Genomic DNA, 25241 nt, shown 5'->3' on the forward strand with positions numbered 1-25241 from the left:
TTATTTTCTGGTTATCTCGGCATCATCGGTTACATAAAGGGGTCTGCCGTCGGGCTTTTCAAAATGGAAGTTGACATTCTCAAAATGAATGTTCCTAGCGTGTCTAACGTAAAAACCTGAAGCGGGAATCGTGCCAAACATCCAAGGCTCCGGATACGCTTTTTCCTGTTCGGGCGGCGTTTTCTTGGCGTCTTCTTCTGCATAACCTCCTTGAAAATAGATATGAATGTCTTGAAAAGAGACATCCTCTATCCGTGCGCCTGGAATGCCGCTTATGATACACGAGTACCTCGAATCGGCATTAAATACATTCACATGGCTTATCCGTATGCGCTTCATCGTTCCTATAGCCGTTCCTTCCGGACTACGCATACGGGCTCCTAATCTTAAGAAAATAGGGGCATTCACTATATCGCGCATGGTAATGTTGGATATTACAACATCTTCCAGATGACCACCGTCAACGGTCTCCAATGCCAGTCCCCTACAACGTTCAAAAATACAATTACTGATGGCTATATTCTTAAAGCCTCCACTTGATTCGGTTCCCAACTTAATTCTTCCGGTTACAAATCCATGGTCGGGTGCCTGCGGATGCAGCCGTTCGTATGTACCCGATAACATGGTGCCTTTATCAAATCCGGATACGTAACAACCGTTAATGGTAACGTTCTCGGTGTCACGAAAGAAGCCTAATGCGTACGATGCTTTGAGCACGATGGCATCGTCCCAGGGAGAGTTCACACTACAATCGGATATTCGTACGTTCCGACAGCAATCAATATCAAATCCGTCGCGATTGGTATCTACTTTAAGATTATGAATGGTCAGATTATCTACACCGGTAGCCAACAAAGCGAAATGCCCGCAGTGTAACATGGAGAAATCTTTTAGAATAACATTCTTACATAATTTGAGACTGATGGCTTTATTGCCCACACCGGGTAATCTGCTTTCTTCACGGGTTAATCCTTTCCCGTTGATAAGCCCCGGTCCACAGATGGTGACGTCTTCCAGACCGATGCCCCACATCAGTGAATTCTTCCAATGACTATGTCCGAAATCCTGATATAGGTTATGAGGGTTCTCCTCTGCTTCGTCATAACCGGCTGTCTGCGTAGGGAATGCTGCTATAATTTCAGCACCTGCTTCCAGATAAATGGTCAGGTGGCTTTTTAACCGAATGGAGTAGCAAGCGTATTTTCCTGTTGGAATATAGACGGTGCCTCCGCCGTTTTGAGCTGCTGCTTCAATAGCAGCATTTATGGCCGGAGAATCGATGTGCTTGCCATCTCCTATAGCGCCATATTCTTTGATATTGTGTGTGGCTGCAGCAAGATCGACAGTTGTCAGGCTAAGAAAAAACAGCAAACAGAGGATGTGTTTCATGGCTTTTTATTTTTAATGAGAGGCATTAAACGCATTTTCAAAAGATAATCGGCATTGCCATACATGGTATGCTCCGACGAGAGGTTCCAGAACCCGTCTTTATTTTGCCGATCGGCATCATAATCAATGACGGCCCAGCACAAACCTACGTGTTTGTTCTCTTGTAGAATCGCGGGCTTTGACTTTTGCGGACCGGCAGCATCTGCATGATCAAAGGGGGTAAGGTAAAACTCCAGTGTCAACTTTCCCGGTTTGCCCTCTTTGAAATGATATTTATATGCGTAATCTGCGTAAGGTTTTTCTTTGAGCCAAACTTGTGGTCCCCACAACATACACCAGTCTTCTTTGTGCGGTGGGGTGAAAATGTGGTAGTTTTGTGCATGACAACCGTGAAAATTAAACCAACTTTGCCATACGTCAGTCTTTTTGCCGGGAAAGAATCGGTCTATAAAAGGGCCGCCTGAGCAGTTGCCATCTACTACCACCTCAAATATGTCAGTATTTAAACTGTTCTCGCTAAATCGCCAATAATTATCATAGGCTTCGTAAAGAAAATACAACCGATTGATTCCGGCGCACCAAGCCACCTTGACCCGAATATCTAAAGTTGATTTCTTGGCGCTGGTGTATCTCCCTTCATCTTCTTTCATCCGATCAATGCTAATCACGAATGAGTCGGGAACCGCTTCCCAATCTGTTGCGTTGCCGTCTATTTTAGGCAATTGTTCGGGGGTAAACTGCCATATCTTATATTCTTGAGCCATGCTGTTAACCGGCATAGCCAGAATCAGAATGAACAACCACCATTTTTTTAAATAAGCCTTCATTGGTATTGCTATTTATTGTATTCGTATTCAAAGAGATCTCGCAGCATGTAATAATTATAATCGGCTTGCTTGTTCTGTTTGTAAATACAGAGATAAAGTTTCTCTCCGTTTTTCAGAGGCGTGCGTCCCGATAAGGCCGGCGCACCTTGCCGGTATGTCTCTGATAGCTTTAGTTCAGAACTGAGAGGAGTTATTCCCTGAATAACTCGTAGCTTCATGCTTTCTCCGTAGTAGCAGGTAAATGCATTCCCTTCTATGCTGAACACATTGTCTTTGCAATACGAGGGTTTTAAATGACTGTCTGTTTTATCGGCCAGTTCTATGCCGTAACACCCTCCAAAAGACCAAGTTAAATATGTTTCCGCAGGTAAGTTAACAATTTCCGCTTCTAATATAATTCCATCTGTGTAAGATAAGTTTGTGACACGAATAATCAGTTCTGCCTTTGCTATAAACTCATCTTTGATCTTATAAATAATCTTCTGCTTGCTCTCTTTCGTCTTTATTTGAGTAAAATCTTTCAGCCATTTATTTTTACCTTGGTTTTCTATGCCGAAATGAAGATTTCCGGCCATTTCAGGTAAGTGAAATGAAAACTCAGGATGATCACAAGCTAAAATTCTGGGGCTCTTAACATCACCACCTATTACTCTTTGAAAATCCTTCTTGTCTTGAGCAAAAACCGATACGGAAATTAAGAATACGCCCAGTAAATAACTGATAGTAAGCAATTTACTCATAACGAATGTTCTTTTTTAGCTGACTGTTCTTGTTAAATTCAATTTGGCTATTGTCGCTAATCTTTAGCTTGATATCTGTTAACCTGAATTTCTTTGTATGAGCTACGATACCGGCCTTTTCTGCCTCAACATCGAGGTTGTATAACGTAAAATCATTCAACGTGAGTGAATCATTCCATCCCGATGCAGAAATAAACTGTTTGGCATTGGTGGCTTTTACATTGGCCAAATATACATGATTAAAATGAGGATACCCTTTTTCAACGGGCTCAACTTTTTGCAGCATTACATTCCAATGCTCAGGTACTTCCTTTCCTTCATATTCTGCCGGCAGTTCGGAGTAACTGTAGCTGGGGTTCCAGTTCAAATCAGCAGCCAGTACATTTTGTACGCCATCGGCAATCACGTCGGTCATGTATATGTATTCAACAGTTCCTCCCCGATTCAAAGCCGATTTTAGCCTGAGTGTAGAAGAAGTACCGTATGCCTGAAGATTATACCCCAATACATACCTGATATCTCCGGATGTTTCGCTTCCGCAAGTAATCAGTCCGGCTCCTTTTCGTGCAATGCAATTACGAACCACTACATATTCGGTGGGGCGGTTAACCCGTAATCCGTCGGCATCCCTTCCTGCCTTCAGACAGATGTTATCGTCATTACAGTCAATGTCACAACCATCAATAAGCACGTAAGTAGAAGAATCGATATCAATACCGTCGGTACTGGGCCCGTGCCCGCCAATGTTGTTGTTTACAGTAAGTTTGTGCAATGTGCAATGGTTGGAGTACAATATTTGTATTCCCCAAAAACCTGTTCGCATCAGTGTGAAATCCTTTAACGTAATATCAGAACATCCTGAAACAAGAATGCCCCGAACCCGTTTGCAGTCATAGTCAACAATCCACCTAAGACCTTTTTGGACGTACTCTTTCCGCATCTCCCAATACTTGTCCCAAAATACTTTACCTCTGCAGTCAATTGTACCTGCTCCCGTTATACCAGCATGCTGCGTATCAATGATATTGATTACAGCCGATGGCCATACCATTTCGATACCTGCAATTCTAGACCTGAATTCGGGATACTGATTGATGTCTGTGCTTGCCAGTAGAGTGGTTCCGGCGCCAATGTGTAAGTAAACACCTTTTTTGACGAACAAAGCTCCGGTCTGATAATATCCCGGCTCAAAAAGCACTTTACCTCCTCCTGCATTGCTACAGGCATCAATTGCTTTCTGTATAGCCTGCGTACTCAGGTAATTGCTGTCGTTCTGTGCTCCGAAATCTTTTACCTTAAATGTGTTTGTACTTTGGTTATCCTCTACTCTGCTACCCACTTCCGCTGCCCACGACAGATCTATTTGTTTGCCCGTGGTTCCCCATTGAAATGTGGGTACTTCACCTCTTTTCTGGGCATGTGTGTGTAGGCTTATTGTGACAAAGATCGCAAGAGTATTTATAATAATTTTCCTCATAAATTTAATCGTTATGCTTTATATTTACTTAGTTGCCGTCAGGTTTCTCTATTTCAGCAAAAGGACTCAGGTTCCAGTGAAATAAATGGATGTCGTCGGGATGATGAGGGTCGTACCTTTTAAAATCCTTTCTTATGTATTTCTGCAAAGGCATTTTCTGATCAATTATACCCTGCAAGATGCATTGTGCGATTTGATATGCTCCGTAAGGATTAAAGTGTGTATTGTCTTCCAATGCTTTTGTTTGCCCCGGATACGTATTGGCAGGATAATGAACGAATGCTTTCTTGGAATTTTCAACACCCATTGCTTCATAAAGTACACGGGTCATTGAATTGAGATCAATGAGAGGCACGTTTTCTTTGTGTGCCAGCCACTTCATGGCTTCGGGATAATCTTCGTGTGTATCTTTAATCTTTCCTCTCTCATCGAAACTTCTCCTTTGGGTTGGGGTTACCAGAATGGGGTGTGCACCACGTGCTCTAGCTTCGTCAATAAAGGTTTTCAGACTGGTCATAAAGGAATAGTACGCACCTTTTCCGGGCCCTTTTTGTTTTTGATCATTGTGTCCGAATTCCATAAAAAGGTAATCACCTGCTTTCATTTGGCTGAGTGCTTTCTTCAATCGTCCGGCAGCAATAAATGTATTGGCCGATTCACCCGATTCGGCGTAATTGGCAACACAAACCTGGTCGTCAAAGAAACGAGTGATCATTTGTCCCCAGCTAGCCCAAGGCTCGTTGTCCTGATCTACTACAGTAGAGTTGCCACACAAAAAGATAGTGGGTACATCACTGACTCTCTCAATGGTAAGAGCGGAAAGCAGGGGAGCATCTCCGTTGAACTCCAGCGTTAGTTTATTATCCCAATTCAACTTGCTCTTTTCGCGAATTTTTATTTTCACGTATTCACCCGGAGCAATTTCTGTATTGTGTTTATTGACTACAAATGACTGTTGCACGAATTCGCCTTTTCGTGTAGGCAGATTTTCAATGAATAACCTGCGTGATTCTGCTCGCACTGTGGTTACTCCGGCCGACTTCTTTGAACCTAACGTAACTGTTACACGGTAATTGCCATCGGGAACCGCCACGGAAAAATAAAAAGGCTTGTTTGCTTTCAAATCAGGTGCCGACTGTAAGTCGTATCCGTATCCCGTTTGTTCACTAAACACTTGTTGTTTAGTAATTTGCAATGCCTTTTCATCTTTCTTGTTTCCATCAAAACAAAATGAAAAACTTGTTTGCTGGGCGTAGCCGGTAACACTAAGCCATAATGCAGCCAGTAATGTGTATCTGTTCATAATTAGTAGATTATTTATATGCCTTTGTTGCCTTTCACCGGTTTCAACTCATCGGGTGAATCTTTTGTAAAAGAGTCAATTTTAGGCGCTTTTTTTATGAATAAATTCCGAATGATTTCGATGTCGACTTGTTCTGCCGGACGGAAACTATCTGAGTTCATGTAATCCAGAATAGACTTGTACATCTGTCGGGCAACCACTCTTTGGTCAAGTTGACTGGTCAGATCCATACTTGTCATTATCAACTTCCCTTTCAGAACGTTAGCTTCGAACAACATTCCTATTTTTCGGCTCACAAACCAGGTGTCAATGCTTTGTATCAATGGCTGGAAATGATCCGGAAATTCTGTAAACTGCATTACCTGAGCTTTATTGAGTAATTCCCACCATTGTAAGTTGCTGTGAAACTCAGTGGGGAAGTTCCTGAATAACGGATGTTTGTCGTTTACCAATATACCGGTGGTATGCGGAGGACGCATCTTAAACCAAGAAGTATTCCAGAACACAGGAGTGAAGTATTGAACCACCTCTTTACCGTATGAAATTTTTCCCGCTGCTGTTATCAATACATTGCCGCCCTGTTCGAGTATCTGTTGTGCTTTACTATCTAGAGAGTCGGTTACATAAACCTCTCCCTGGTTCATTTCTACCTTCTCGGGGTATACCCAGAAGTCCCAGTCATTAACAGCATCTGTACCTTCTATCCTTACCTCCAGATTTAGTTGTACAGGCTCAGTAATGTCTTTTAAATCGCAGCTAACTAGTCCCAGTTCAAAGCAATTCCCAACTGGGATGTCTTTGGTACATACGGTTCCGTTGCTAAATAATTTGCCCCACTTATCTTTGATTGTATACGTAACCAGCGCATTTTTGAGGGGATTCTTATGAAAATGAGCCACTTCTATGTTAGCCTTGAAAATTTCATTGTTGGTGTAAACGAATTTATCGATTCGAGCCAATGGAACAGTGGAACTGCAAAAACGACGAACCTCTTCGGATGTTACGTAGCCCTTCTCTTCAAAGAAAACATCCAGTAGTCCTACCAAAGCAGTACCTTGTCCGGAATAATCATTCAGGGCTAATAACTGAAAACCGGCATAATCGGGTGTACGGAGCGTCTTTTCAATCTCGTGTTTATAACACAACGCTTGCAACTTTCCGGATGCCATCATAAAGTCATGTGCTTTATCACCCATTTTGCCGTCATTCAACAGATCACGAAATATTTCAAAGTTTTTGGCTTTGTTGACTCCCGTATATTTCTTTATTTCATTGAAATTGGGGAAAGCACACCACTGCCCCGTTTCATGAGAAACATAAGGCTGTTTCACGGAGTCAATTCGCTGCCTGTAATCCGAATTCGATTCAGGCATGGAAGCCACCCAGCTTAACCCCCTGGCTCCTGCTTTTACATGGTATTCGTTACGCGGTTGCCATTGCCAGCTTCCGCCTACAGAAGCACCTGTATAAACTCTTCTTGAATCTGCTTTTTTCCAGTAATCAACAAAGTTACTAACCCAGGCTACCCATCTTCCCGAAGGTTCGTTTCCACATGCCAGCATGCAATATGAGGCATAATTACCGTATTCTTTGGTGAGTCTGATCGTCTCTTCCATCAGATATTTATCAATGGGTTGTCCTAGTCCCAGCTTCGGACCGTGATTGGGCCAGCTAGGTCCTTCCGGTTGTAGGTAAAACCCTACCAGATCGGCAGCAATGAATGCTGCTTCCGGAGGACAGAATGAGTGGAATCTCATGTGGTTTAAACCGTATTTGCGACAGATCCTGAATACCCGTTCCCATTCTTTGATACTCATTGGTGCGTAGCCGGTTAGTGGGAAATCACAGTTTTCTACAGTGCCCCGAAGCATTGTTTTATTACCGTTTACATAAAACCATTTACCTTCAATCTTAAACTCACGCATACCAAACTGTACTGTTTTACTCTCTTTTCCGTGCTTGCTGATCAATTCGGCCTGTAATTTATATAACGCCGGATCGAACTCATCCCAAGTTAGCATATTCTCGCCCATGGGCAGATCCATCTGGCATTCAAGAACTCCTTCTTTGATGATGAAATCCTTTGATACGGACGGAACAACATGCTGTTTTCCTGTATTGAAACTTTTAGCCGAGAGCCTTATTTGAACGTTATCCTGATTAAATCTAGTTACCAGTTTTATCTTTACGTTTGCTTTTTTGTTTTGGAGGTCGGGGTATATTTGAATATCATCAAAGTGAGTCACTGGGGTAGCTTGTAGCTCCATTCTCCCCACAATTCCATTCCAGTTGCCTTGTGTCTGGTCAGTTATACTGTGAGAATCCGGTCCCACATTGATTTCTTTAATGCGGTTGTCAATCCTGATGGAAACGCGACATTTCTTTTTAGACACCCATTGGGTGATGTCATAAACATGAGGCACGCAAAGACTGTTTTGTGTGCCCACTTCCTTATTATTGATCCATAAGGTGGTTTCAATATGCGGACGCTCCAAGAACAAGAGTATTCGTTTGTTTTTCCAGTTTGAAGGAATGGTCACTTCTTTCTGATACCAAGCTACGCCCACATAGTGCTTATCGGGCGTTAGAAAGAAAGGCAGCTTTACGTTTCCTTCAACACGGTATTTTTCCATGTAAGGGTTGTAGTAGTATGAGCTATCATACAAACTACCTGTCCACTTGGTGTGAACGGTCACATCGTCTCCTTTTAATTTTTCGGGCATAGAGCCGGGCAGGTTGATTTCATCCTGCAACGTTTTTGCAAACCACTTTTCTCTTATCCCCATATCATTTCTGTCTATTTGGAACTTCCATTTGCCACTAATATCGGTGGCATTTTGGGCAACGATGTTTGTTATGATTGCGAAAAACAATAAAGCTGTAAAAAAGATTTTTTGCATAATAAGCGCATTTGAAATTAACGGAATGCTAAAATATGCAGTTTTACTCTTTGCGCTAATAGAAAGATGTACATAATGATAGAAATTCGTATGAAAAGGGATGTTATTATATTCATTTGTACGATATTACAGTATTTTCAATCAATATGAATGGCTTTTAAGGAGTTCGTATTTTTGCTTTCTAACAGATTAAACTATATTTGTATGGTTGATGTATGTATAAATTTTAATGATCATATTATGAAAAGGAAGAGTGTTTTATTGTGTTTTTTGTTTTTATGCGGGATCTCTATGTGGGGACAGAAGAATGCTTATTTGTTTTCCTATTTTATTAATGATAGTAAAGATGGACTGCATTTGGCTTATAGCAATGACGGGTTGAAGTGGACAGCCTTGAATAACGGGAAGTCTTTTTTGACACCTCAGGTGGGAAAAGATAAACTGATGAGAGACCCGAGTATCTGTGAAGCACCCGATGGAACCTTCCACATGGTTTGGACTTCGAGCTGGACAGATCGTATCATTGGATATGCTTCTTCCAAAGACCTGATACATTGGTCTGAACAGCGAGCAATACCCGTTATGATGCATGAGCCGGATGCTCACAATTGCTGGGCTCCCGAACTGTTTTACGATAAGCCTTCCAAAACCTTTTATATATTCTGGGCAACCACCTTGCCGAGAAGACACAAGGAAATACCTACCAGTGAAAGTGAGAAGGGACTGAATCACCGTATCTATTATGTTACAACGAAAGACTTCAGGGAGTTTTCCGAAACCAAAATGTTTTTCAATCCCGATTTCAGTGTTATTGATGCTGCTATTCTTAAAGATAAGAACGGTGAACTACTTATGGTTGTGAAGAATGAAAACTCCAATCCTCCGGAAAAGAATTTGCGTATTACTACTTGTAGTAAAATAGAAGATGGTTTCCCAATAGAAGTGTCCGCACCCATTACTGGTAAATACTGGGCTGAAGGTCCGGCTCCTCTACTTGTTGGCAACGATGTGTATGTGTATTTTGATAAGTACCGTGATCATAAGTATGGAGCGGTACGCTCAAAAGACCGTCAAAATTGGGAAGACATTTCAGACTTGGTTACCTTTCCCAAAGGTACCCGACACGGAACAGCTTTCAAGGTAAAGAAGAGCGTTTTAAAGAAATTGAAGAGCTACCAAAGTGAATAAATAATCTCAAAAATAATACGTATGAAACATTTTTTATTGTCATCCTTCGTAGCGCTACTCGTTGGCACTTCCCTGTGCCAAGCAGCGAGGCAGGCAGGGGATAAATGGTTCAAAGAGAAAGATCTTACTTTGACCGGCGTGTATTATTACCCGGAGCATTGGAACCCGGAACAATGGGAACGTGACTTCAAACAAATGCACGAACTGGGGTTTGAATTTACTCATTTTGCTGAATTTGCTTGGGCCCAGTTAGAACCTGAAGAAGGTAAGTATGACTTTGCCTGGTTGGATAAAGCTGTGGCTTTGGCAGCCAAATATGACTTGAAGGTTATTATGTGTACCTCAACCGCTACTCCTCCGGTATGGCTGAGCCGTAAGTACCCGGAAATTCTGTTAAAGCAGGAAAACGGAACGATACTCGATCATGGTGCTCGTCAACACGCCTCTTTTGCTTCTCCCATATACAGAGAGTTAGCCTATAAAATGATTGAGCAATTGGCTAAGCATTACGGAAACGACTCTCGGATAGTAGGTTGGCAACTCGATAACGAGCCTGCGGTGCAGTTTGATTATAACCTGAAAGCTGAAATTGCTTTTCGTGATTTCCTTCGACAAAAGTATCAGAACTCCGTCCGAAGACTGAACGAGGCCTGGGGTACTTCATTCTGGAGTCAGAATTATAAATCTTTTGATGAAATAACACTGCCTAAAATGAGCCAAATGTTTATGAATCACCATCAGATTTTGGATTACAGACGTTTTGCAGCTTTCCAAACCAACGATTTCCTTAATCAACAATGTCGGTTGATTAAGAAATATGCTCAAAACCAGTGGGTAACCACCAACTACATTCCCAATTACGATGAAGGGCATATTGGCGGCAGCAAAGATCTGGATTTTGTTTCATACACCCGATACATGGTTTATGGAGATAATGAAGGCATCGGCCGCAGAGGCTATCGGGTGGGTAATCCGTTGAGAATAGCTTGGGCAAATGACTTTTTCCGTCCGCTTAATGGTACCTATGGAGTAATGGAACTTCAACCCGGACAAGTGAACTGGGGAAGTATTAACCCGCAACCTCTACCCGGAGCTGTGCGGCTTTGGTTGTGGAGTGTTTTTGCCGGTGGCAGTGACTTTGTGTGCACCTATCGTTACCGTCAGCCGTTGTATGGAACGGAGCAATATCATTATGGCATAGTAGGTACAGATGGGGTAACGGTGACTCCCGGTGGAAGAGAATACGAGCAATTTATCAATGAAATCAGGTTGCTTCGTAAAGAAGCTACAGCGTACAATAATAAACCGTCGGATTATGTGGCACGTAGCACAGCTATCTTGTTCAATCACGAAAATGCATGGAGTATTGAAAGGCAAAAGCAGAACGCCACATGGAATACCATGGCTCACATTGAAAAGTACTACCGTACATTGAAATCGTTTGGTGCACCGGTTGATTTTATAACAGAAGAGAAAGACTTTAACCGCTATCCGGTCATGATTGTACCGGCCTATCAGTTGGCCGACGAGCCACTCGTTAGTCGCTGGGTAGACTATGTTCGTAAGGGCGGAAATTTAGTGGTGACATGTCGCACAGCCCAGAAAGACCGCTACGGTCGTTTGCCGGAAGCTGCGTTTGGCTCTTTGATTAATGGTCTGACGGGAAACAAGATGGACTTTTATGATTTGCTGCTTCCCGGTGACCCCGGTCTGGTAAAGATGGACGGTAAAGAATACCAATGGAATACATGGGGTGAGATACTCATTCCCGGAGAAACATCAGAAGTATGGGCTACCTACCAGAAAGAATTCTACGATGGCAAACCGGCTGTAACACACTATAAATTAGGAAAAGGTTCAGTCACCTATGTAGGGGTCGATTCTTTTGATGGTAAATTGGAAGCCGAGATACTTAAGAAATTATACGCCCGTTTGGGAATTGGCGTTCAGAGTTTACCTTACGGAGTAACGATGGAATATAGAAATGGCTTGGGGATAGTGCTTAATTATTCAGACCAGCCTTATCAGTTTACTCTGCCTAAAGGGGCCAAAGTCTTGATTGGCAATACCTTGATATCAACCGCAGGTGTTTTGGTTTTTAAACTAAACAATTAAAAAAGTACGCAGGTGAACTGATGGACCAATGCCATAGCTCACCTGCGTTTCTTTAACCAGTTAAAACATAACTATTTGAGCTTGTATATCTCTGTTCCTGCCAGCAGGAAACAACCTATACCGTAATCTTCAAAATCGGGAATGTTTGTATAGGTAACAGGCTGGCCGTCTTTAGGCTCCTTTCCTGTTCCTTGAACGTATCCCAAAAAGCCGTTTTCGTGAACTGCTTCTTTCACCATCGCATCCCATGCCTTTAGTGCGATCGGCAGATATTCTGCCTTATTTAATATACCGTTGTTGATGCCCCAAGCCATTCCATACACAAACAAGGCCGTTCCGCTTGTCTCTTTCCCTCCAAAGTTGGAAGGATCGTGCAAACTAACGTTCCAGAAACCATCTGAGCGCTGGCAAGCTTTTAATGCTTTGCTCATGGTAATGAAATCCTTGATGTAATCTGCCCGGTGCTTTTCATTCTTTGGAATCTCATTTACTACCCTGACTAAAGCAGCATATACCCAACCGTTTCCTCTTGACCAATAACAATCTTCACCGTTTGGCTCTTTGTAAGGTGCCACAAAATCGGCATCCCTCCACCACAAACCATCTTTCAGGTTAAAAAGTCCGCCTCCGTGTGTATTACGACTGTAGGCGTACATATCCCACATCTTGTCGAAATAGGCTGTATTACCGGTTAGCTTTCCTAGTTTGGCAAGTACAGGCATTCCCATCTGTATGGCATCAATCCATGTCCAGTCATCTACCTGAGGTGTATTTACCAGCATATCCATACAAGCCTTGATGTCTTTCAACATAGCAGGTGAAGTTGGGCAAATGTTATAAAGATCAATATACGTTTGTCCGCAACATTGGTCATCTGCATTGCGGGTTGTAGTTCCGTTGCGCATGCCCCATTTATGAAAATCAGACCATCCGTAGGCATACTGGTAGTACTCCTCTTTGGGGAATATTTTATATAGTTCCATCAATCCTTCGTAATACACTCCTCTGGTCCATATATTACTGGGGCGTACTCTGTCTGTTTTAGAAGGCAAGGTGTAATCAGCGTATTTCTTCATAAAATAGCCATTTACAAGCGTGAGCGTTTTTAAAGTCTCCTGTTTGCCTGGCAATACCTGAGCCATTGCGCTCGATACAGCCATGCCTGCCAATACGATGAATGAAAATAGAATTTTGTTCTTCATGATTTTATTGTTTACTAGTTACATTTTGAGGCTTTATTCGTTTATCAATGTCCTTGAGGGCAAAGATAATGTTTTGCGGGCGATAGGGAGAATGGAAAATCATACGTTTGCATTCAATTTGGTTCAAATAGAGCTGTAGGTCCTTCATAAAAAGTATGAAAAAAAGTATCACCAAGTATCACCAACGCCTTAATCGGTTGATATACAGTATCTTCTGTGTGATACTTGCCTCAAAAAAAGCCTCACCAAGTATCACCAAGTATCACCAACTTTTTTGCAGTGATTCCTTACAAGTTTATAGCTGTTTATTACTTATATATGGGGATTCTCATCAGTACCCTTATGCGATTTATTTTGCAGGTGAACAAATTTCATCTCCACCCGGATGTACACAGTTTGTACACCCACATGTACACGACCTGTAGATCCGGGTGTACGAATACCCTACACCCGGGTCTACGAAAAGTTTCGCAACCAGCAATTCACATAGGTTATGTATACCTAATGTATGTTTAGTTACCCACGCAAGAAAAAATAAAAACTTCATGATTTAGTTTTTTATGAAACAAACAAGATATGCTCTTCGAGATAATGTAAAGCTCAATTACATCTATTGATACGCCAATATGAATAAAGGTAATGCCTCATAACATGTATTGTCATTTACCGCTTACTTATGTGATGGATCCTCAATACACCTTTGCTGTTTTTAACATAAAATCATATTAATTAGTCTACCATCAAATTCAGCAGTAAAATTTGGCTTTTGAATCGGAAATTCTAGGTGTTCGTACATTTTTCCATTTGCTTTTATTTAGAAAAGAGTGAAATTTGTATTGGTTGATTGAATGAAAACAAAAGATATTGAATGTAACCTAAGCTGATGAATTCATTTAAAAACCACATCTCCGGGCTCGTCTCATGATGTAAAACTTATAGCTGTAATTATTTATTTTATATTGTTAAACTTAGTCTTATGGAAAACAAGGAAAAGAAGGAAAAATCCTTAAAACTATCTAATTTCTTTCCTAGATTTTTGTTGGTTGCTTTATTTTTGATTGGAGCAACAATGGCATTTGCTCAAGGCAAATCAATCAAAGGAGTTGTTCTTGATCAGAACTCGGAGCCTATTATTGGAGCCAATGTTTTAGTCGAAGGAACAACCAATGGTGCTATAACTGACCTTGATGGGAATTTCTCATTGACGAATGTAGCTTCGACTGCAAAATTGAGAGTAAGCTATATCGGTTACATTACTCAAGTAGTTCCTGTAGCCGGTAATTCTACCTTTAAAATTCAACTTAAAGAAGACGCAAAAGCTTTAGATGAAGTGGTAGTAGTAGGTTATGGTGTTCAGAAAAAGAGTGATGTGACAGGAGCCATAACTTCTGTAAACGAAAAAACGCTTAAAGAACGTCCAGTTCAGAATGCCATTTCAGCGATGCAAGGTAAGGCTGCCGGAGTAGATATTCAGTCGAATGTTCGTCCGGGTGAAACTTCAGCCGTTGTGATTCGTGGTAATCGTTCAATTAAGGCCTCTAACGCTCCACTTTATGTAGTAGATGGCGTAGTGCTAATGGGAGATGTAAACGACATAAACCCCGGCGACATTGAATCAATTGAAATCTTGAAAGATGCTTCGTCAACAGCTATTTATGGTTCTCGCGGAGCTAATGGTGTAGTACTTGTTACTACAAAGAGTGGTAAATCTGGTAAGGTTCAGGTTGATTACAACATGACAATCTCTGCTGATGTTGCTAATTCTATTACTGATTGGGCATCTGCAGGCGAAATGCTAGACCGTATTCGTACTGCTGAAATTAACGGAGGTACTTATAAGTTAGGAACTACCGTGTTGACTGAACCCAATTTAGAAGCTGATATTTCTAAATTTGGTCATGGTGATGCTGCAAGTATTGCGGCACTTCAAAAAGCTTATGAGGGTGGTACCTATGATTCTTCTAAAATACCAACAACTGACTGGATTGGGATGATGACACGTACAGGAATTACCCAAAACCATCAATTATCTATCTCTGCAGGTAATGAGAAGAGCAAGTTATTTACTTCATTAGGCTATTATAATGCAAAGGGCGTTCAGCTTAATCAAGGATTTTACAGATATACAGCACGTATCAACGGTGAAATAAAAGTTACCAATTGGTTGAACGTAGGTACATCTATCAGCGCTTCTTACAGTGAACAGGAATACGGAACAATGAACTATTCAGGCTCGGCTACTGGCGCCAGAGACTTGTACGGACGCGCTTTATCACAGTATTTGATAGCAAAACCTTATGACGAAGATGGCAACTTGGTTGACTATCCGGGTGGTAATGCTTCGGCTCCTGTTTGGAACCCGTATATTGACATTGATAATACGTCAGACAATACACGTCGTGTAAACTTACAAGCAAATGCTTTTGCAGAAATAACATTTACCCCTTGGCTTAAGTATCGTTTCAACTTAGGAACAAACTACAATAACGTTAAAGAAGGCTCTTGGGTAGGTTCTCAATCTACTATTAACCGTAAAGGAAATCCGGCTTATTCAAGTGCTTCAAATGAATCTAAGGATCGTAAGAACTGGTTGATAGAAAACATTCTTTATTTCAATAAAGAAGTAGGTATTCATTCTTTTGGAGCTACCCTTGTACAATCGGCTCAAAAAAGTATGTACGAAAACCTATCAGCTTCTGCAAATAAGATTCTTTATGATTCATCTAAATGGTGGAATCTGGCATCTAACTTAAACGGTAAACCTTCTTCATACGGTTCGGGCTTTTCAGAAAACTCATTAATGTCATACATGGGTCGTGTAAATTATGGTTTGATGAACCGTTATTTAGTTACTGCTTCCTTACGTTATGACGGTGCTTCTGTACTTGCAACAGGTAATAAGTGGGACTACTTCCCATCGGTAGCTTTAGCATGGAAAATGCAGGAAGAAAAATTCATTAAATCGATTCAATGGATTGATGAGTTAAAACTTCGTTTAGGCTATGGTGTAACTGGCAACTCTGCTGTAAGTGCATACACAACTTCAGGTCCTTTGTCGCAATATAATTATGTATACGGCACGACACCTGCTATTGGTATGATTCCCAAAGATATGGCTAACAAAAAGCTAGGATGGGAAAAAACTCGTCAGATCAATATCGGACTCGACTTTGCTGTCCTTAACAGACGGTTAAGTGGTACACTTGAATGGTACCAATCTAATACATTTGATTTGTTGATGGACCGTTCTATCCCGGGCATTACCGGATTCTCAAATGTTCTCGATAACATTGGAGAAATGAAAAACTCCGGAATTGAATTATCTTTATCCTCTGTGAATATCGACAAAAGAGATTTTACATGGAGAACTGATTTGAATATTTCACATAACAAAGAAGAAATTGTCTCTTTGGTAAACGGTAAACAAGATATGCCTAGCAATGGCTGGTTTATAGGGCAACCTTTAAGCGTGTACCGTTATTATATTGTTGACGGGTTATGGCAAAATACTCCTGAAGATTTAGCAGAAATAGCTGAATGGAAAAAGAACGGTTATAACTTTGCACCGGGTCAATATAAACCTAAAGAAGTGAATAAAAACTATAAACTTGAAGATGACGACAAGCAAATTGTTGGTAACAGAAGCCCTAAAGTAGTAATTGGTTTGACAAATACATTCAACTATAAAAACTGGGAACTGAGCTTCTTCCTTTATGGACGATTGGGCCAAAAATACTATTACAATATAGATCCTAACGCCTCCGGTGATTATGTGGTTTATGGTCGCAAAGCTAGTCTGAATGATTTCTGGAGTGAAGAAAATCCCAATGCTAAATATCCTAAATTGACTTCTGCATCAAATGTATCGGACGCAAACGTTAACCGTTCTGCCAATGTACATAATGGCTCTTTTGTCTCTGTAAGAAATATCTCTTTGGGTTATACCTTTAAAGACAAGTTGTTATCGAAATATAGCATCCGTAGCTTGAATGTATTTGCTCAGGTTATCAATCCTTTCTTGTTTGGTGGTGAGGTTGTAAAAGCAGGTGTCAATCCTGAAGATACTAATAACTTGAATTCATTTAACTCTGTAGGCGATTTACAAGGTGCCACAAATAATAATACAATGATGACAACCAGCTTTGTCTTTGGTTTACGTCTCGGATTTTAACTCTTAAATTATAGTATAATATGAATAAATATATAAGCCTCTTAGTATGTGCCGGCGCATTGACTTTTGCCGGTTGTCAGGATTTCCTTGAAGAAAAGCAGGTTACTACTTTAACTCAGGACTTTTATAAAAGTGCCGAAGGATTAGAGACTCTGGTAAAAGGAACATATCAAATATTACGTTACAAGCCAGATTATAATCCGGGTAATTATGTGTTTGGTATCAACTCGGACGTTGAAGTCTTTGCATGGTCTGATGCCAACCGTGTAGCCAACGGTGGATATGCGCCCGGAGCTTGGAATGCACAAGCCGGTACCAGCACTAACATGAATTCTCAGTTGATGGCACTTATCGGACAAGTTTCCGGTGGTGTATCCGAAGGTTGTTACCCTGTGATTAATCGTTGTAATATTTTCTTGGAGAACTACGCAACTTTGAGTGATGCCGATAAGAAAAAAATGGAAGGACGTAGAGGTGAGATATTATTCCTGCGTACCTATGCTTACTTTATCTTGTCAAACACGTTTGGTGCAGTACCTATCATGACAAAGAGCGTATCGGGCATGCCGGAAAATTTCTACTACCCCAAAGGAACGCTTGAAGAGCTTTATTCCATGTTAATCAATGATATGAAAGAAGCGGTTGAAATACTTCCTGCAACTACAGGTGACTTAGGACGTATCACAAAACCGGCTGCCGCAACTTTCCTAGCAAAGTTATTTTTGGTAAGGGCTCAAGGTGCTGAATTTCAAAATAGCTCCGAACCCACGTTGAAAGCACTTTATAAAGGTACTGATTCGGAAGATCTGGATAATGCTATTAAATACGCAACTGTAGCTATTAGCCAAAAACAGAATGAAACTGCTTATGGTGGACTAGCTCCTGATTTTGGTAGCTTGTGGACAAACATAAAAGGATCTGATCCTTATGCTCGTGATAAAGTTTCTGAGCTTTTGCTGACTGCTCAGTATGAGTCAACTCAAACCTATAACGGACGTTATGGTAGCAATACCTCTTTTATTCATTTGTATAACAGTAACCACACTAATTTCCGTGCTTCTGTAGGACGTACTATGGAATACGGAAGACCTTTTGCCACAGCAGGATCTTCGGATTGGGGATATGATATGTATACTGATCGTGCCAACGATTCTCGATATTACAAAACATACCTGACTGATTATGTAACGACTCAGATGGGTAATGGTGGGTACAAAGATTGGACTGCGACTACAGCCTATGTCTACAATAACTTTATAAAAGGCGCTAATGATGCTACAGTAAAAGCCGGAGAACATTTAATGAAATCACTTGGTCAACGTGCTATTGTGTATATAGAGAATTCAAAAGACGAACCACTAGATTCTTTATGGGTGGCAAGTCAGCCATTTATTATGAATGTGCGTTGGACTGTAGGTGCACCTAATGGTAATTACGGTACAGCGGGATCTTACTCTTCAGAAGTGGAAGAAGGGCTCAGGAATCCGGTTGTTAAAAACAAAGGAACTCGTAAACTGTATTACAGGGTTGATGGCGACAAAGGTGATAACTATGGCTTAGACTATGGTTTGACACAGGCAGGTCATTACATGGGTCCTCGTAAGTGGTTGGATATTAACCGTGGATTAGGAACCAGTGCCAATGGCGGTCAGGCAATCGATATTTGTATCTTCCGTTTGGCAGAAACTTATTTGATACGCGCTGAGGCTTATGGTCGCAAGGGTGATATGGCTAATGCAATTGCTGATTTGAATGTATTACGTAAAAGAGCTGCATACCATTCCGGAGAAACTCGTAATGAAGTACTGGTGAAATATGAGCCTTCAGTATTAACCGGTAAATTAGATGTTCCTTCTGCCGAAAAACAATCTCCTTATAAAGTCACTGCAGATTCTTATGAGAAGATTAAGGTTACAGGAGAGGAATGGACAGCAGGAACCGATAAATTTAAAAAAGAAAATTATCCGGATAACGTAAATAACTATTTTGTTCAGTTTATCTATAACGAACGTGCTCGCGAGCTGATATTTGAGTTGAACATTCGTGAGGATTTACATAATGCGGGTATCCTTTATGAACGTGTTGTAGCTCGCGACCAATTAGGCGCACCTGCTACATCAAAAGGTACTCAGAATTTCCCATTTCCTAAAGATGATGTATCTACCGGGTCAAAAGGGGCCACAGGAGTTGGAAAAGGAGTATTTGAAAGAAAGCATACCTTCTTCCCATGGCCACAAGCATTCTTGGATTTGTTGACAGATGAAAAGGGTAATGCATTAGATGATGCAGCTAAGAAAGCTTATCAGAATTATGGATATTAATTTGAATTCTTATTTAATAAATAAAGTAAGTTAATTCTCAATAGGTTAAGCTAATAGTTTGAATCGGTATGGATCTGATAATATGAAGATCCGTACCGATTGTTTTTTTATCAGACTTAGATTTTTTTTGAATGACTTATTGTATTAAGTAATATGGTTGATTATCCGGACTATTGTATCTGATTCAATCAAATTAAACAGTGCTCAGTCAAATTGAATAGTATTATTTGATGTGCAAATAGGAATTTCTATGCATCTGTACATTTCTCCATTTGCTTTTCTTTAGAAATAAGAGACTTTTGCAACACTATTTAATATGGCGTTACATACAAGGATGTGTGAACAAACCGACAAATAAATATTTGCATAAATCATATTAAAAACATTGTTTAACTTAATAACTATGGTATGAAAGACAGAAGAAAACTAAGTCTGTTGTGTTACCCCGGGATGCCTCGGTGGCTATTAAAAGGAATGCATAAATTTCCAGCTTCCTTATTCTGCTTTATTCTTTTCTTTTCGCTGTTTGGGTTTCCTCAAGTGGTGAAGGCTTCAGTAGATGCTGTTCAGCAACAAAGAAATATTAGCATTAGTGGTGTTGTTGAGGACTCAAAAGGAGAGCCTATCATCGGAGCTAACGTAAAGGTGAGCGGTGGAACCATTGGTACGATAACTGATTTGGATGGAGTCTTTAAACTAACAGTTCCTGCCGGAAGCAAATTAGTAATCTCTTTTATCGGTTACGACACAAAGACGGTTGAGGCAAAGAACAACATGAAAGTTATTCTGGAAGAAAGTGCTCTAGCATTAGGCGAAGTAGAAATCGTTGCTTACGGTGCTCAGAAAAAGGTTACTGTAACGGGAGCCATTTCCAGTGTAAAAGGAGGCGAACTAACAAAGACACCTACCGGCTCCGTATCAAATATGCTGTCGGGTCAGTTGACTGGGCTTACTACAGTACAGTACTCTGGTGAACCGGGTAAAGATGCTGCTACTATTTTTGTACGTGGGCAAGCAACATGGAGAGATTCAGGGCCTTTAATTCAGGTTGACGGAGTGGAAAGAAGCTTTAATGAAATTGACCCTAATGAAATTGAGAGTATCACTGTATTGAAAGATGCCTCGGCTACAGCCGTTTTTGGTGTACGTGGAGCTAATGGGGTTGTTTTAATTACAACCAAACGCGGTCAGGAAGGGAAAGCAAAAATATCAATTACAACTTCAGCTAGTATTATAACTCCTACCGAGACTATTGATAAAGCAAATGCTTATGATTATGCGTTATTCTACAATAAAATGCAGAAGAATGATGATCCCAATGCAGCTCCTATGTTTTCTGATGAGGTGATTCAGAAATTCAAAGATCATTCGGACCCGATTCGTTTCCCTGATACTGATTGGGTAGAATACTGTTTGAAAGATGCTGCTATTCAAACACAACACAATATTAATATAACTGGTGGAACACAGTCTGTGCGTTATTTTATCTCGGCTGGCGCATACACTCAGAATGGTTTGTTTAAGCAATTTGATCTGCCATACGACTTAAGTTACCAGTATAATAGGTTTAACTACCGTTCAAACTTAGATATTGATGTTACTAAGTCGACTACTATCTCTTTGAACTTAGGAGGTAGTGTTGATAACTCTTATAAACCTTATACCGGACAAGGTTCCGAAGGTATGCTGAAAAATATGTATTGGGCTACTCCTTTCTCTAGTCCGGGGTTAGTGGACGGAAAGATGGTTTATACTACTACAGAATATGGTTTGCCTTTCGTAGGAGGATCGGGTATGACTTATTACGGTGGCGGCTTTATGAGTACAAGCGTAAACAAGTTGACTTCGGATATTATTCTGAACCAAAAACTTGATTTTGTAACCAAAGGCCTTTCATTTAAAGTGAAAGGCTCTTATAACGGTAGCTTTACAAATTATAAAAATGGTGTAGCAAGTATTGCTACTTATACTCCTGTTTTGAGAAGTGACGGCTCTATTGCTTATAAAAAAAGTGGAGAAAACTCTCAGGTTAGTTACAAAGAAGAGGAGAGTGGCAAAGCCCGTAACTGGTACATGGAAACCGGATTTAATTACGATCGTACGTTTGGTGAACACCATGTTTCCGGGCTTGTACTGTATAACCAATCAAAAATATATTATCCTAGTACATACTCAGATATTCCCGCAGGATATGTAGGTTTAGTAGGCCGTGCTACCTATGATTGGAAAAGCCGTTATATGGTTGAATTCAACATTGGATATAACGGATCTGAAAATTTTGCACCCGATAAACGTTTTGGTACGTTCCCCGCTGGCTCTATTGGATGGGTTATCAGTGAAGAAGATTTTTGGAAACCAATAAAACCCATTATTAACTATATGAAGTTCCGTGTATCAATGGGACTTGTTGGTAATGATAAAATAGGTGGTTCTCGATTTATGTATCAACCGGATCCCTATGGTATAAACAATGAAACAGCTCCTAACCGATTGGGATATGGCTATTTCTTTGGTATTAATAACGGAACTATTAGCAAAGGTGCCTATGAACAAGCAAGAAACAATGCCGATGTTACCTGGGAGAAAGCCTTCAAGCAGAACTATGGTGTTGATTTTAGCCTTTTGAATGACCGCCTAAAAACAGGATTCGATTATTATAAAGAACATCGTAAAGACATCTTGTTGTCAGATGGTACAGCTCCAAGCGTATTAGGATTCACTTTACCTCCTGCAAATCTTGGTATTGTTGACAGTTGGGGATGGGAAGTGTCTTTGAAATGGAACGATAATATAGGGAAAGATTTTAGATATTATTTGGGATTAAACCTTTCTTATAACCAAAACGAAATTGTGGAACAAAAAGAGGCTCCACTGAATAACGCATATCAATATGCAAAAGGACATCGCATCGGCGCGCGTTCGTTGTATAAATTCTTTGAGTATTATAATGAGAATACGCCTCAGCGTTATAAAGAGGTCTTTGGACAAGAATTCCCAACTCAGCTGCAAACATTGCAAAATGGAGATTGCGTGTATGTGGATCTTGATAACAACGGAAAGATTGATACGAATGATATGTCAAGAGAGTTTGGTTATACCGATGACCCTGAATATCTTGCCGGTATCAATATGGGATTCAGCTGGAAGAACTTTGATGTATCACTTCAATGGACGGGTGCATGGAATGTATCTCGAGTGATTGATGATTTGTTCCGTCGTCCGTTTGTAAGTGGCAGCACAAATAACCAAGGAGGTTTGTTGCAGTATCATGTGGACAATACGTGGAATGCTGAGAATCCTTCTCAAAGTGCAGCTTATCCTAGGGCAACTTGGGTTAATGCCACAAACAATTATGCAGCATCAACTTTATATGAAAAAGATGCTAGTTATCTTCGCTTGAAGAGCTTGCAAGTTGCCTATAACTTCAACTTCCCTTTCATGAAGAAAATGAAACTAAATACTTGCCAGTTGGCACTTAGTGGTTATAATCTTCTTACTATCTCAGATTATATGTGGGGCGATCCGGAGTCGAGAGCTACAGGCTCACCTACTTATCCGTTGACCAAGACCTATTCTTTAAGTCTGAAGCTTGGTTTTTAATTTAAAATGCTATGACGATGAAAATAAGAAATAAATCGATACTCGTAATGGCTACCTGCATGTCAATAAGCGCTTTGTTTTCATGCGTGGATGATGTGAAATTTGGTGATGCTTTCCTTGAGAAAGCTCCCGGAGGTAGCGTAACAAAAGATACTGTGTTCAATAATGCAGAATATACTCGTCAATTCTTAACGAGTTTGTATTCTTACCAATATTATGGACTACCATATTATAATGGTTCGGGAGATTTTCCGGAAGCAAATAACCCTTATGTGGGAAAATGTGAAATTTTATCTGATTGTTGGCATGCCAATTGGTCGGGTTCAGCTATGTATAACCGTTATTATTCAGGTTCTCACACAGCAGGTTATGGTCGTCTTGCCGACAAATGGCATTATATAACCAATAGGGTTTGGCAGGCAGTTCGTGCAGGATGGTTATTGATAGAGAACGTTGACGGGGTTCCCGGATTAAGCGACGAAGAAAAGCTATCAATTAAAGCTGAAGCGAAATGCATTATTGCAGCCCGCTATTTTGATACGTTCAGGCATTACGGTGGAATACCTATTATTAAAGCTTCTTTCAGTGGGACAGATGCTTCTTACGCTATGCCGCGAGGAAGCGTGGAGGAAACTGTTAATTTTATGGTAGGTTTACTTGATGAAGCAGCAGCTTCTTTACCTTGGAATGTAGATGAGAGTGAAGCATCTAATGAAGAAGGTCACTGGACCAAGGCAGCAGCAATGGCTCTGAAATGTAGAATATTACTGTTTGCTGCTTCTCCACTTTTTAATGATACAGAACCCTATCATACAGATGGAACCAATAATTCGGCAGTGTGGTATGGTGCTTATAAGCCTGAGCTTTGGACGCGCTGTAAGGATGCGTGTGCCGAGTTCTTTACTGAACTGAACAAGAATGGACGCTATGAGTTAGTTCAGGCTACGGGAGTTCGTCCGCAAGATTACAGATTGGCATATCGTAAAGGGTATGCGACTATGGGTAGTAGCGAGATTTTATTGAGAGTTAGTGTCACAACTACTGATGCTTTCAAATCGGGTTATTATAGCTGGCACCAATGGAGTGATCCTTTGATGAGTGTACAGCGAACTTCTTATTGTCCAACTCAGGAATACGTTGAAATGTTCCCGTGGGCTGATGGTACTCCTTTTGATTGGGATAAAACGGCAGCTGATGGCAAATTGGACCAAATGTTTCTTACTGGTACCGTTGCAAAAGGAAACATAACACTTACTCGCGACCCTCGTTTGTATGAAGAAGCCATTGTTAATGGACAACAGAAAACACTCGATTGGACAACTGGTAACATGAGTGGTCAAAGTTTTGAAATGTGGGTTGGCGGTACAGATGCTCAGTTGAGACCTGAAACTCAATCGGGAGCTTATGGAACAGGTTATGCACCTATTAAGTTCCTGATGGGAGATGATATGCTCCGTCAATATACGGAATGGCCTTATTTGAGACTCTCGGAAATGTATCTTACTTATGCTGAAGCTCTTTTGCAGACTGGTGATTTGGCTGGTGCAATCAAACAAGTAGATGTTGTACGTTCGCGTGTTGGCTTAGGCGGGCTTGCAGAATGCAACCCTACCAAGAATCTGAAGTCAGATAAGAGTGCATTACTTCAGGAAATACTTCGGGAGCGTGTTTGTGAATTAGGCATGGAGGACTGTCGTTTCTTTGATATGATTCGCTATAAAATGAAGGATCGTTTTGAAAAGCAATTGCATGGACTTCGCATTTACCGTTTGGATGCATCTGGCAACAGAGTTAAAACAGCTTGGTATAATGGAGATAGGAAAAATGGTGCTGAAATGCCTACTACGTTTGAATACGAAAGATTTGAAATTTCAGCTCCAACACGTTATTGGTGGACCAACGGATTTGATCCGAAGTGGTATCTGTCACCATTCCCTCAGACAGAAGTAAATAAAGGATACGGGTTGATACAAAATCCCGGATGGTGATGAGAAAACTGTATTCAATT

At 40.7% G+C, this 25241-nt stretch carries 12 protein-coding genes and 1 pseudogene; 6 read left to right on the top strand and 7 right to left on the bottom strand.

Going from position 1 to position 25241, the window contains the following annotated elements; all coding sequences use genetic code 11:
- Genes ACKPCE_RS04720 through ACKPCE_RS04745 form a run of 6 tightly spaced genes read right to left on the bottom strand, consistent with a single transcriptional unit; the run spans position 1 to position 8636 of the window.
- Positions 1-1389, bottom strand: coding sequence for a rhamnogalacturonidase (locus ACKPCE_RS04720; RefSeq protein ID WP_319504377.1), 1389 nt, complete (start codon positions 1387-1389; stop codon positions 1-3).
- Positions 1386-2216 (bottom strand): hypothetical protein, encoded by an 831-nt coding sequence (locus ACKPCE_RS04725; protein ID WP_319504378.1) that lies wholly within the window; start codon positions 2214-2216, stop codon positions 1386-1388. Before ACKPCE_RS04725 ends, ACKPCE_RS04720 begins: the two co-directional genes overlap by 4 nt.
- A gap of 8 nt (positions 2217-2224) precedes the next feature.
- Complete coding sequence (locus tag ACKPCE_RS04730; RefSeq protein WP_319504379.1) at positions 2225-2956, bottom strand: DUF4450 domain-containing protein; 732 nt, start codon at positions 2954-2956, stop codon at positions 2225-2227.
- Positions 2949-4433: a glycoside hydrolase family 28 protein gene (locus ACKPCE_RS04735; protein WP_276991620.1), complete on the bottom strand. Its 1485-nt coding sequence runs from the start codon at positions 4431-4433 to the stop codon at positions 2949-2951. The genes ACKPCE_RS04730 and ACKPCE_RS04735 overlap by 8 nt, the downstream gene beginning before the upstream one ends.
- Positions 4434-4461: 28 nt before the next feature.
- Positions 4462-5736, bottom strand: a complete 1275-nt coding sequence (locus tag ACKPCE_RS04740) for a rhamnogalacturonan acetylesterase (RefSeq protein ID WP_319504380.1) — start codon at positions 5734-5736, stop codon at positions 4462-4464.
- 14 nt (positions 5737-5750) lie between these two features.
- Positions 5751-8636 carry an exo-beta-1,4-galactosidase gene (locus tag ACKPCE_RS04745; RefSeq protein WP_319504381.1) on the bottom strand — a complete coding sequence of 962 codons (2886 nt, stop codon included), beginning with the start codon at positions 8634-8636 and terminating at the stop codon, positions 5751-5753.
- A 291-nt stretch (positions 8637-8927) separates the two neighbouring features.
- Here ACKPCE_RS04745 and ACKPCE_RS04750 point away from each other — a divergent pair.
- Positions 8928-9803, top strand: a pseudogene (locus ACKPCE_RS04750) (glycoside hydrolase family 43 protein); the annotation flags it as partial.
- A 42-nt stretch (positions 9804-9845) separates the two neighbouring features.
- Positions 9846-11939 (top strand): beta-galactosidase, encoded by a 2094-nt coding sequence (locus tag ACKPCE_RS04755; protein WP_319504382.1) that lies wholly within the window; start codon positions 9846-9848, stop codon positions 11937-11939.
- Positions 11940-12010: 71 nt separating this feature from the next.
- On the opposite strand, the gene ACKPCE_RS04760 is transcribed toward ACKPCE_RS04755, so the two are convergent.
- Positions 12011-13099 carry a glycoside hydrolase family 88/105 protein gene (locus tag ACKPCE_RS04760; RefSeq protein WP_407655028.1) on the bottom strand — a complete coding sequence of 363 codons (1089 nt, stop codon included), beginning with the start codon at positions 13097-13099 and terminating at the stop codon, positions 12011-12013.
- A gap of 1018 nt (positions 13100-14117) precedes the next feature.
- Between ACKPCE_RS04760 and ACKPCE_RS04765 the strand changes: the two genes are divergently transcribed.
- From ACKPCE_RS04765 to ACKPCE_RS04780, 4 genes are all read left to right on the top strand, one after another.
- Complete coding sequence (locus tag ACKPCE_RS04765; RefSeq protein WP_319504384.1) at positions 14118-17312, top strand: SusC/RagA family TonB-linked outer membrane protein; 3195 nt, start codon at positions 14118-14120, stop codon at positions 17310-17312.
- A 20-nt stretch (positions 17313-17332) separates the two neighbouring features.
- On the top strand, positions 17333-19633 hold the full coding sequence (locus ACKPCE_RS04770; RefSeq protein ID WP_319504385.1) for a RagB/SusD family nutrient uptake outer membrane protein: 2301 nt from the start codon (positions 17333-17335) through the stop codon (positions 19631-19633).
- Between the two features lie 408 nt (positions 19634-20041).
- On the top strand, positions 20042-23233 hold the full coding sequence (locus tag ACKPCE_RS04775) for a SusC/RagA family TonB-linked outer membrane protein (RefSeq protein WP_319504386.1): 3192 nt from the start codon (positions 20042-20044) through the stop codon (positions 23231-23233).
- 17 nt (positions 23234-23250) lie between these two features.
- Entirely contained in the window at positions 23251-25221 is a 1971-nt protein-coding gene (locus tag ACKPCE_RS04780; protein WP_319504387.1) for a RagB/SusD family nutrient uptake outer membrane protein, read from the top strand.
- The last annotated feature ends 20 nt before the right edge of the window (positions 25222-25241 follow it).

Source organism: Bacteroides graminisolvens, from assembly GCF_963666085.1.
Lineage (GTDB): Bacteria > Bacteroidota > Bacteroidia > Bacteroidales > Bacteroidaceae > Bacteroides > Bacteroides graminisolvens.

Coding starts and splice junctions, on each gene's coding strand:
- ACKPCE_RS04720 (WP_319504377.1), bottom strand. CDS start 1,389: ATGAAACACATCCTCTGTTTGCTGTTTTTTCTTAGCCTGACAACTGTC.
- ACKPCE_RS04725 (WP_319504378.1), bottom strand. CDS start 2,216: ATGAAGGCTTATTTAAAAAAATGGTGGTTGTTCATTCTGATTCTGGCT.
- ACKPCE_RS04730 (WP_319504379.1), bottom strand. CDS start 2,956: ATGAGTAAATTGCTTACTATCAGTTATTTACTGGGCGTATTCTTAATT.
- ACKPCE_RS04735 (WP_276991620.1), bottom strand. CDS start 4,433: ATGAGGAAAATTATTATAAATACTCTTGCGATCTTTGTCACAATAAGC.
- ACKPCE_RS04740 (WP_319504380.1), bottom strand. CDS start 5,736: ATGAACAGATACACATTACTGGCTGCATTATGGCTTAGTGTTACCGGC.
- ACKPCE_RS04745 (WP_319504381.1), bottom strand. CDS start 8,636: ATGCAAAAAATCTTTTTTACAGCTTTATTGTTTTTCGCAATCATAACA.
- ACKPCE_RS04755 (WP_319504382.1), top strand. CDS start 9,846: ATGAAACATTTTTTATTGTCATCCTTCGTAGCGCTACTCGTTGGCACT.
- ACKPCE_RS04760 (WP_407655028.1), bottom strand. CDS start 13,099: ATGGCTGTATCGAGCGCAATGGCTCAGGTATTGCCAGGCAAACAGGAG.
- ACKPCE_RS04765 (WP_319504384.1), top strand. CDS start 14,118: ATGGAAAACAAGGAAAAGAAGGAAAAATCCTTAAAACTATCTAATTTC.
- ACKPCE_RS04770 (WP_319504385.1), top strand. CDS start 17,333: ATGAATAAATATATAAGCCTCTTAGTATGTGCCGGCGCATTGACTTTT.
- ACKPCE_RS04775 (WP_319504386.1), top strand. CDS start 20,042: ATGAAAGACAGAAGAAAACTAAGTCTGTTGTGTTACCCCGGGATGCCT.
- ACKPCE_RS04780 (WP_319504387.1), top strand. CDS start 23,251: ATGAAAATAAGAAATAAATCGATACTCGTAATGGCTACCTGCATGTCA.